At 52.9% G+C, this 427-nt stretch carries 1 rRNA gene; it reads right to left on the reverse strand.

Annotation, left to right across the window (positions count from 1 at the left end):
- Positions 1-404: ribosomal RNA gene (locus PBV87_RS05460) — 16S ribosomal RNA — on the reverse strand; the annotation flags it as partial.
- Positions 405-427: the final 23 nt, after the last annotated feature.

The raw sequence follows: 427 nt of genomic DNA on the forward strand, positions 1-427 counted from the left end.
ACGCGGCGTCGCTGCATCAGGCTTGCGCCCATTGTGCAATATTCCCCACTGCTGCCTCCCGTAGGAGTCTGGGCCGTGTCTCAGTCCCAGTGTGGCCGTTCACCCTCTCAGGCCGGCTATAGATCGTTGCCTTGGTGGGCTGTTATCTCACCAACTAGCTAATCTAACGCGGGTCCATCCTATGCCGATAAATCTTTGCTAGTCAGTTCATGCGAACCAACTAGATTATGCGGTATTAGCGTTCGTTTCCAAACGTTATCCCCCTGCATAGGGCAGGTTACCCACGCGTTACTCACCCGTCCGCCACTAACTTTGAGGAGCAAGCTCCTCGCAGTCCGTTCGACTTGCATGTGTTAAGCACGCCGCCAGCGTTCATCCTGAGCCAGGATCAAACTCTCAATTAAAAAGTTTGTCATCTGACATTTTG

The organism is Holtiella tumoricola (assembly GCF_027857615.1).
In the GTDB taxonomy this organism is placed as follows: Bacteria; Bacillota; Clostridia; order Lachnospirales; family Cellulosilyticaceae; genus Holtiella; species Holtiella tumoricola.